Consider the following 10,322-nt stretch of genomic DNA (forward strand, 5'->3'; position numbering starts at 1 on the left):
GGGGAGATCACGGCCGCGCACGTGGCCGGGGTGCTCTCGCTCGGGGACGCGGCGGCGGTGGTCGCCGCACGCGGTCGGCTGATGCAGGCGCTGCCCTCGGGCGGTGCGATGGTCGCGGTCGCCGCGACCGAGGCCGAGGTGGCCGAACTCCTCGGTGCGGGCGTTGATCTGGCGGCGGTGAACGGTCCGTCGTCGGTGGTGCTCTCCGGTGAGGAGGCGGCCGTGCTGAAGGCCGCCGAGAGCCTGAAGGCACAAGGCCGCAAGGTCAAGCAGCTGACCGTCTCGCACGCCTTCCACTCGGCGCTGATGGAGCCGATGATGGCGGAGTTCGCCGCCGTGCTCACCGGCGTCACCTGGGACGAGCCCCGGTTCCCCCTCGTCTCCAACGTCACCGGCCGCGTCGCCGACCTGGGCCAACTGGCCGATCCCGCCTACTGGGTGGACCATGTCCGCCGCCCGGTCCGGTTCGCCGACGGAGTCGCCACGGCGGCCGCACCCGGTGGCGCGGTGTTCGTCGAACTCGGCCCCGGCGCGGCACTGAGCGGTGTGGTGGACGAGACGGTCGACGGCCGTGCCGTGTCGGTGGCCGCGCTGCGCGACGGCCGCCCTGAGGCGCCCACCCTGCTGGCCGCGGTAGCCGAACTCTTCGTCCGGGGCGTCGAGGTGGACTGGGTGAAGACCCTCCCCGCCGGAGCCGGCGCCGCCCGGGTGGAGCTGCCCACCTACGCCTTCGACCACGAGCACTACTGGCTCCGGATGCTGGCTTCGGTGACCGACGCGGCGGCCCTGGGCCTGACCGGCGCCGGTCACCCGCTGCTCGGCGCCGTCGTCCAACTGCCGCAGTCCGACGGCCTGGTGTTCACCTCCCGGCTCTCCCTGCGCACCCATGACTGGCTCGCCGACCACGCCGTCGGCGGGGTCGTGCTGGTCCCCGCCACGGCGCTGGTGGAGCTGGCCGTCCGGGCCGGTGACGAGGTCGGCTGCGGCACCCTCGACGACCTGGTCGTCGAGGCGCCGATCCTCCTGCCCGAGCACGGCGGGGTCCGCGTCCAGGTCGCCGTCGGCGGCCCCGACGCGCACGGCGCCCGCACGGTGGAGGTGTACTCCGCCCGCGAGGACGCCACGGACGCGTGGACCCGGCACGCCACCGGCACCCTGACGGCGACGAAGGACGCCGACGGCCCGGAGTTCGACTTCACCGCATGGCCCCCGGCGGGCGCGCAGCCGGTCGACCTCGGTGACCTCTACCCCGACCTGGTCGCCCAGGGCTACGCCTACGGCCCGGCGTTCCAGGGCCTGCGGGCGCTCTGGCGGCGCGGCGAGGAACTGTTCGCCGAGGTCGCCCTGCCGGAGGACCAGCACGACGAGGCCGACCGCTTCGGCATCCACCCCGCGCTGCTCGACGCGGCCCTGCACCCGGGCCTGCGGGACACCGTGGCGGCCGACGCCGACCGGCTGTGGCAGCCGCTGCGCTGGAGCGGGCTGGTGCTGCACGCCACGGGCGCGGCGGCCCTGCGGGTGCGCCTGGCCCGGCTCGGCGCCGGGACGCTGGCCTTCGAGGCCGCCGACGAGACCGGTGCCGCCGTGCTGGCGGCCGACTCCGTGACGCTCCGCCCCGTCGCCGTCGAGCAGTTGGCCGCCTCGGCGGGCGCGACCGGCGGCGACGCGCTGTTCCGGGTGGAGTGGACCGAGCTGCCGCCGGCCGCCGCTCCGGCCGCCGTGCGGTGGACGGTGCTGTCCGGTGCGGCCGAGGTGGCCGCGCTCGCCGCCCCGGCGGACGGCGCGTCCGCGCCGTCCGTGGTGGTCCTGGACGCGGTCGGGGACGGTACGGACGAGCACGCGGTGCTCGGTCTGACCGGCCGGGTGCTGGCGGTCGCGCAGTCCTGGCTGGCCGCGTCCGGCCTCGAAGGCTCCCGACTGGTGGTGCGCACCCGGGGTGCGGTGCCCGCCGGTGGCGACGCCGGGGTGACGGACCCGGCGGGTGCCGCGGTCTGGGGTCTGATCCGGGTCGCGCAGGCGGAGAACCCGGACCGGATCGTGCTGCTGGACACCGAGACCGACACCGAGACCGACACCGAGGCCGACACCGACCTCGGTGCCGTCCTCGCCGCCGTGCTGGCCACCGGTGAGCCGCAGGTCGCCGTCCGGGGGGCGGCCCTGTCCGCGCCGCGCCTGGTCCGCGCCACCGACGGCGCCGCGACCGACGGGCCCGCCGCGTTCGACCCCGAGGGCACCGTGCTGGTCACCGGCGGCACCGGCTCGCTGGGCGCGCTGCTGGCCCGGCACCTGGTCACCGGGCACGGCGTCCGGCACCTGCTGCTGGTGAGCCGCCGGGGTCTCGGCGCCGAGGGCGCACCGGAGTTGGCGGCCGAGCTGACCGCGCTGGGCGCGACGGTGACCGTCACCGCGTGTGACGTGGCCGACCGGGAGTCGGTGGCCGCACTGCTCTCCGGCGTCCCGGCCGAGCATCCGCTGACGGGTGTGGTGCACACCGCGGGTGTGCTGGACGACGGGGTGTTCGGGGCGCTGACGGCGGAGCGGCTGGCCCGTGTGTTCGCCCCGAAGGTGACCGCGGTGCGGCTCCTGGACGAGCTGACCCGTGAACTGGCGCCGGAGCTGCGCTCGTTCGTGCTGTTCTCGTCGGCGGCCGGGGTCTTCGGCTCGGCCGGTCAGGGCAACTACGCGGCGGCCAACGCCTATCTGGACGCGGTCGCCCACCGGCGCCGCGCCGACGGCCTGCCCGCCGCGTCGCTCGCCTGGGGCCTCTGGGAGCAGGCCGGCGGCATGGCCGCCCACCTCACCGAGGCCGACCAGACCCGGGTGAACCGGGGCGGGTTCCTGGCGATCGCCCCGGCCGAGGGCCTGGACCTCTTCGACGCGGGCCTGCGCGGCGGCCGGGCCCTGACCGTGCCGATCAAGCTCGACCTGCGCGCCGTCCGGGCCGAGGCCGCGTCCGGCCGCGGCGTCCTGCCCCTGCTGCGCAGCCTGGTGCCGGTCGGCCGGCGGGCCGTCCGGACCGCCTCCGGGCTGGCCGACCGGCTCGCCGGGCTGGCGGTGGCGGAGCAGGAGACGCTGCTGCTGGACCTGGTCCGCACCCATGTCGCGACCGTGCTCGGACACGCCGGCGCGGCGAACGTCAAGGCGGAGAAGGCGTTCAAGGACGCCGGCTTCGACTCGCTAACCTCCGTCCAACTGCGCAACCGGCTCCGCGAGTCGACCGGGCTCAACCTGCCCACGACCGTCGTCTACGACTACCCCACGCCGGTCGCGCTCGCCCGCTTCCTGCGCGAGGAGCTCGGCGACACCGCCGCCGCTGCCGCCGTCCCGACGGTGGTCGCGGCCGACCTCGACGAGCCGATCGCCATCGTCGGCATGGCCTGCCGGCTGCCCGGTGGCGTGGTCACCCCGGAGGACCTCTGGCGGCTGGTCTCCGAGGGCCGGGACGCGGTGTCCGGCTTCCCCGAGGACCGCGGCTGGGACGTGGGCGGCCTCTTCGACGACGACCAGGAGAACATCGGCACCTCCTACGTCGACCAGGGCGGCTTCCTGCACGACGCGGGGCTCTTCGACGCGGGCTTCTTCGGGATCTCGCCGCGGGAGGCGCTGGCGATGGACCCGCAGCAGCGGCTGCTGCTGGAGATGTCCTGGGAGGCGCTGGAGCGGGCCGGGGTCGACCCGGCCGCGCTGAAGGGCCGGGACGTCGGGGTGTTCTCCGGCGTGATGACCCAGGGCTACGGGATCGGCGGCGTCATCCCGCCGGAGCTGAGCGGCTTCACCGCCACCGGCTCCGCGATGAGCGTGGCCTCGGGCCGGGTGTCCTACGTGTTCGGCTTCGAGGGCCCGGCGGTGACGGTGGACACGGCGTGCTCCTCCTCGCTGGTGGCGATGCACCTGGCCGCGCAGGCGCTGCGGTCCGGCGAGTGCTCGCTGGCGCTGGCCGGTGGCGCGACGATCATGGCGACGCCGCACACCTTCGTGGAGTTCTCGCGACAGAAGGCACTCGCCCCCGACGGGCGGTGCAAGGCGTTCTCCTCGACCGCCGACGGCACCGGCTGGGGCGAGGGTGCGGGCGTCGTGGTGCTGGAGCGGCTCTCCGAGGCCCGGCGCAACGGACACCGGATCCTGGCGGTGCTGCGCGGCAGCGCGATCAACCAGGACGGCGCGTCGAACGGTCTGACCGCGCCCAACGGTCCTTCGCAGCAGCGGGTGATCCGCAAGGCGCTGGCCAACGCGGGCCTGGCCGCCTCGGACGTCGACGCGGTGGAGGCGCACGGGACGGGGACCTCACTGGGCGACCCGATCGAGGCGCAGGCGCTGCTGGCCACGTACGGGCAGGGGCGCGGGGACGGGGAGGCACCCCTCTGGCTCGGCTCGGTCAAGTCCAACGTCGGCCACACCCAGGCCGCGGCCGGGGTGGCCGGTGTGATCAAGATGGTGGAGGCGCTGCGGCACGGCGTGCTGCCGCCCACCCTGCACGTCGAGGCCCCGACGCCGCAGGTGGACTGGTCGGTCGGCGCGGTGGAGCTGCTGACCGAGGCGCGGGAGTGGCCGGAGACCGGCCGCCCCCGGCGGGTGGGCGTCTCCTCGTTCGGGCTGAGCGGGACCAACGCGCACCTGATCCTGGAGCAGGCGCCCGAGGAGGAGCCGGCCGAGGTCGGGGCCGCGCCCGACGCCGTGGTGCCGCTGGTGGTGTCGGCGGCCTCGACGGCCTCGCTGGCCGGGCAGGCCGAGCGGCTGGCGGCCTTCGTCGAGGCATCCGCGCCGGTCTCACCGGCTGCGGTGGCCGGTGTCCTGGCGACCCGGCGGGCGGCGCTCGGTGAGCGCGCGGTGCTGGTGGCGGGCTCGCGGTCCGAGGTGCTGGCGGGGTTCGCCGCGTTGGCGCGCGGGGAGTCGGCGCCGGGGTTGGTGACGGGCAGTGTGTCCGGTGCGGGCCGGACGGTGCTGGTGTTCCCGGGGCAGGGTTCGCAGTGGGCCGGGATGGGGCGTGAACTGCTGGACGCCTCGCCGGTGTTCGCCGAGCGGGTGGCGGCGTGCGCGGCGGCGCTGGACCCGTGGGTGGACTGGTCGCTGGTGGAGGTGCTGCGCGGGGACGCGCCGGCCGAGCTGCTGGACCGGGTGGACGTGCTCCAGCCGGCGAGTTTCGCGGTGATGGTCGGTCTGGCGGCGGTCTGGGCGTCGGTGGGTGTGGTGCCGGACGCGGTGGTCGGGCACTCGCAGGGGGAGATCGCGGCGGCGTGCGTGGCGGGTGCGCTGTCGTTGGAGGACGCGGCGCGGATCGTGGCGGTGCGCAGCCAGGTGATCGCCGGGAGCCTCGCCGGTCGCGGGGGGATGGCGTCGGTGGCGCTCTCCGAGAGCGAGGCGCTGACTCGCCTGGAGCGCTGGGCGGACCGCGTCGAGGTCGCGGCCGTCAACGGCCCGGCCTCGGTCGTGGTCGCGGGTGACGCCGAGGCCTTGGACGAGGCGCTGGAGGTGCTGGCAGCCGACAGCGTGCGGGTGCGCCGGGTGGCGGTGGACTACGCCTCGCACACCCGTCATGTGGAGGCGATCGAGGAGACCCTCGGCGAGGCCTTCGCGGACATTCGCAGCCAGGCCCCGCTGGTCCCGTTCTTCTCCACCGTCACGGGCGAGTGGATCGACGAGGCGGGCGTGCTGGACGGCGGGTACTGGTACCGCAACCTGCGCGGTCAGGTCCGGTTCGGCCCGGCGATCGCGACGCTGTTGGACCAGGGTCACACGGTGTTCGTGGAGTCGAGCGCGCACCCGGTGCTGGTCCAGCCGGTCAGTGAGATCGTGGACGAGGCCGGGGCCGAGGCCCTGGTCACCGGGACGCTGCGGCGGGACGAGGGCGGCCTGCGCCGCCTGTTCGCCTCGATGGCCGAACTCTTCGTCCGCGGCGTGGCCGTGGACTGGACGGGCGTGCTGCCGGCCGGCGCCGAGACCGCCCAGGTGGACCTGCCCACCTACGCCTTCGACCGGCAGCACTTCTGGCTGCGGACCTCCCCGGCCACCGACGCGGCCTCGCTCGGCCAGGCCACCGCCGACCACCCGCTGATCGGCGCGGTGGTCCAGGTACCCGAGACGGGCGGCGTGCTCTGCACCTCCCGGCTCTCCCTGCACACCCACCCCTGGCTGGCCGACCACGCCGTCGGCGGCGCCGTGCTGGTGCCCGGCACCGGTCTGGTCGAGCTGGCGGTACGGGCCGGTGACGAGGTCGGCTGCGGCACGCTGGACGAGCTGGTGATCGAGGCCCCACTGGTCCTGCCCGAGCACGGCAACGTGCGGGTCCAGGTCACCGTCGGCGGCCCCGACGGGGCGGGCGCCCGCAGTGTCGGCATCTACTCGGTCCGCGAGGACGCGGCCGAGGACACCGGCGCGGACGCCTGGACCCGGCACGCCACCGGCACCCTGACGGCGACCTCGGACGCCGGCGGTCCCGCGTTCGACTTCACCGCCTGGCCGCCCGCCGACGCGGAGCAGCTGGGTGTCACCGGCGGCTACGAGCTGCTGGCCCAAGCCGGTTACGGCTACGGGCCGGTGTTCCAGGGCGTGCGGGCGGTCTGGCGACGCGGCGAGGAGCTGTTCGCCGAGGTCGCCCTGCCCGAGGACCAGCGGGACGCCGCCGGCCGGTTCGGCATCCACCCCGCGCTGCTCGACGCCGCCCTCCACCCCGTCATGCTGGACGTGGCGCTGGGGGACCCGACGGGCGCGAACCGGGCGGGCGACGAGTCCGAGGTGCACCTGCCGTTCGGCTGGAACGGGCTGCGGCTGCACGCGGCCGGTGCCTCGGCGCTGCGGGTGCGCCTGGTGCGGTCCGACGCGCAGACGCTCGCGCTGGAGGCCGCCGACGAGACCGGCGGAGCCGTCCTGACGCTCCGTTCGCTGGTCTCGCGTGCCGTCTCGGCCGACCAGCTGGGCAGCGCGGGCGGCGACGAAGGCCGCGACGCGCTGTTCCGGGTGGAGTGGACGGAGCTGCCCACCGGTACCGCTCCGGGCCTGGAACTCCCGCCGGCCTGGGTGCCGGTGGCCTCGCCGGACCACGTGGCCATGCTGACCAACGGCTCGGGCGTGCCCCCCGTGGTCGTCCTGGACGCGGTCGGGGACGGCCCGGACGAGCACGCGGTGCTCGGCCTGACCGCCCGGGTGCTGAACGTCGTCCAGGCCTGGCTGAGCACCCGGGGGCTGGACGCGGCGCGGCTGGTCGTGGTCACCCGGGGTGCGGTGCCCGCCGGTGGCGAGGCTGCGGTGACGGACCCGGCGGGCGCCGCGGTCTGGGGTCTGATCCGGGTCGCGCAGGCGGAGAACCCGGACCGGATCGTGCTGCTCGACACCGACGCCGCCCCCGGGACGGACGTCGAACCGGTGCTCGCCGCCGTGCTGGGCACCAACGAGCCGCAGGTCGCGGTCCGCGGGACGACGATGTACGTGCCCCGGATCGCCCGGGCCGCGGCCCCGGCCGACGAGGCCGCGGCGTTCGACCCCGAGGGAACCGTCCTGATCACCGGCGGCACCGGCACCCTCGGCGGCCTGCTGGCCCGGCGCCTGGTCACCGGGCACGGGGTCCGGCATCTGCTGCTGGTCAGCCGGAGCGGCCTGCGGGCCGAGGGTGCAACGGAGTTGGCGGCCGAGCTGACCGCGCTGGGCGCGACGGTGACCGTCACCGCGTGTGACGTCGCCGACCGGGCGGCGATGGCGGAGCTGCTGTCCGCCGTGCCGGCCGAGCATCCGCTGACGGGTGTGGTGCACACCGCGGGTGTGCTGGACGACGGGGTGTTCGGGGCGCTGACGGCGGAGCGGCTGGCCCGTGTGTTCGCCCCGAAGGTGACCGCGGTGCGGCTCCTGGACGAGCTGACCCGTGAACTGGCGCCGGAGTTGCGCTCGTTCGTGCTGTTCTCGTCGGCGGCCGGGGTCTTCGGCTCGGCCGGTCAGGGCAACTACGCGGCGGCCAACGCCTATCTGGACGCGGTCGCCCACCGGCGCCGCGCCGACGGCCTGCCCGCGATGTCCCTGGCCTGGGGCCTCTGGGAGCAGGCCACCGCGATGACCGCCCACCTCGACACCGCCGAGGAGGCCCGGACCGGCCGGAGCCGGAGCCGTTCGCTGGCCTCGGACGAAGGCCTGGACCTCTTCGACGCGGCGCTGCGCACCGGCGACGCGCTGCTCGTCCCGATCAAGCTCGACCTGCGGTCCATGCGCGCCGACGCGGCGGCGGGCCGCGAGGTGCCGCCGCTGCTGCGCGGGCTGATCCGGGCGAGCCGGCAGACCGCGCGGTCGGCGGCGGCCGACGGTACGGCCGGCCTGGCCGGCCGGCTGACCGGGCTGACGGTGGCCGAGCAGGAGGCGCTGCTGCTGGAGCTGGTCCGCGGCCACGCGGCGACCGTGCTCGGGCACGCGGGACCGGAGGGCGTGAAGACCGACACGGCGTTCCGCGACTCCGGCTTCGACTCGCTGACCTCCGTCGAGCTGCGCAACCGGCTGCGCGAGGCGACCGGTCTGAAGCTGCCCGCGACGGTGGTCTTCGACCACCCGACCCCGCTCGCCCTCGCCCGGCACCTGCACGAGGAGTTCGGCCACGTGGCCGCCGAGACCGGCGCGGCGGCGCCGGCGGTCGTGCTCGCCGACCCCGACGAGCCGATCGCGATCGTCGGCATGGCCTGCCGCCTGCCCGGCGGTGTGGCGAGCCCCGAGGACCTCTGGCGGCTGGTCAGCGAGGGCCGGGACGCGATGTCCGGCTTCCCGTCCGACCGCGGCTGGGACCTGGACGGCCTCTTCGACGCGGACCCGGACAAGGCCGGGACCTCCTACGTGGACCAGGGCGGCTTCCTGCACGAGGCGGCGCTGTTCGACGGGGGCTTCTTCGGGATCTCGCCGCGCGAGGCGCTGGCGATGGACCCGCAGCAGCGCCTGCTGCTGGAGACCTCGTGGGAGGCGCTGGAGCGGGCGGGCATCGACCCGGCCACGCTCAAGGGCACCGACGTCGGCGTCTTCTCCGGTCTGATGGGCGCGGGCTACGGCTCGGGCAGCGACGTGCCCGCCGAGCTGGAGGGCTTCGTCACGACCGGCGCCGGCAGCAGCGTGGCCTCGGGCCGGGTGTCCTACGTGTTCGGGTTCGAGGGCCCCGCGGTCACCGTGGACACGGCCTGCTCGTCGTCCCTGGTGGCGATGCACCTGGCCGCGCAGGCGCTGCGGACCGGTGAGTGCTCGCTGGCCCTCGCCAGCGGCGCGGCCGTGATGACCGGCCCCGGCGCGTTCGTGCAGTTCTCCCGCCAGCGCGGTCTGGCCTCGGACGGCCGGTGCAAGTCCTACGCGGACGCGGCGGACGGCACCGGCTGGGCCGAGGGCGCGGGCGTGGTGGTGCTGGAGCGCCTCTCGGAGGCGCGGCGCAAGGGGCACCGGGTGCTCGCGGTGGTCCGCGGCAGCGCGGTGAACCAGGACGGCGCGTCCAACGGTCTGACCGCGCCGAACGGTCCCTCGCAGCAGCGGGTGATCCGCAAGGCGCTGGCCAACGCGGGCCTGTCCACCGCCGACATCGACGCGGTGGAGGGCCACGGCACGGGCACCGTGCTGGGGGACCCGATCGAGGCGCAGGCGCTGCTGGCCACCTACGGGCGCGGCCGCGACCCGGAGCGGCCGCTCTGGCTGGGCTCGCTGAAGTCCAACATCGGCCACACCCAGGCGGCTTCCGGCGTGGCCGGTGTGATCAAGATGGTCCAGGCGCTGCGGCACGGCGTGCTGCCGCCCACCCTGCACGTGGACGCGCCGTCCTCGCAGGTGGACTGGACGGCGGGCGCCGTCGAACTGCTGACCGAGGCGCGGGAGTGGCCGGAGACCGGACGCCCCCGGCGGGTGGGCGTCTCCTCGTTCGGGCTGAGCGGGACCAACGCACACCTGATCCTGGAGCAGGTGCCGGAGGAGAACGCGGTGGAGCGGCCCGCCGTCGCGCCGACGGGTGTGGTCCCGCTGGTGCTGTCGGCGAAGAGCGCGGGCTCGCTGGCCGGGCAGGCCGACCGGCTGGCGCCCTTCGTCGAGACGTCCGGGGCGGGGCCGGCGGAGATCGCCGCCGCCCTGCTGGCGCAGCGGGCGCTGCTGTCGGAGCGCGCGGTGGTGCTGGCGGGTTCGCCGGAGGAGGCGCTGGCCGGGCTGAGCGCCCTGGCGCGCGGGGAGTCCGCCGCCGGTGTCGTGACCGGGGGTGGCCAGGCCCGGACGGTGCTGGTGTTCCCGGGCCAGGGGTCGCAGCGGGTCGGGATGGGCCGGGAGCTGGCCGAGCGGTACCCGGTGTTCGCCGAGGCCTTCGACGCGGCCTGCGAGGCGCTGGACGAGCGGTT

At 76.0% G+C, this 10,322-nt stretch carries 1 protein-coding gene; it reads left to right on the forward strand.

Going from position 1 to position 10,322, the window contains the following annotated elements; translation table 11 throughout:
- Positions 1–10,322, forward strand: a 10,322-nt coding sequence (locus ABZ497_RS35825) for an SDR family NAD(P)-dependent oxidoreductase (protein WP_359812082.1), incomplete at both ends; no start/stop codon positions are given.

Origin of the sequence: Kitasatospora sp. NPDC005751 (assembly GCF_040630835.1) — a bacterium.
Taxonomy (GTDB): Bacteria; Actinomycetota; Actinomycetes; order Streptomycetales; family Streptomycetaceae; genus Kitasatospora.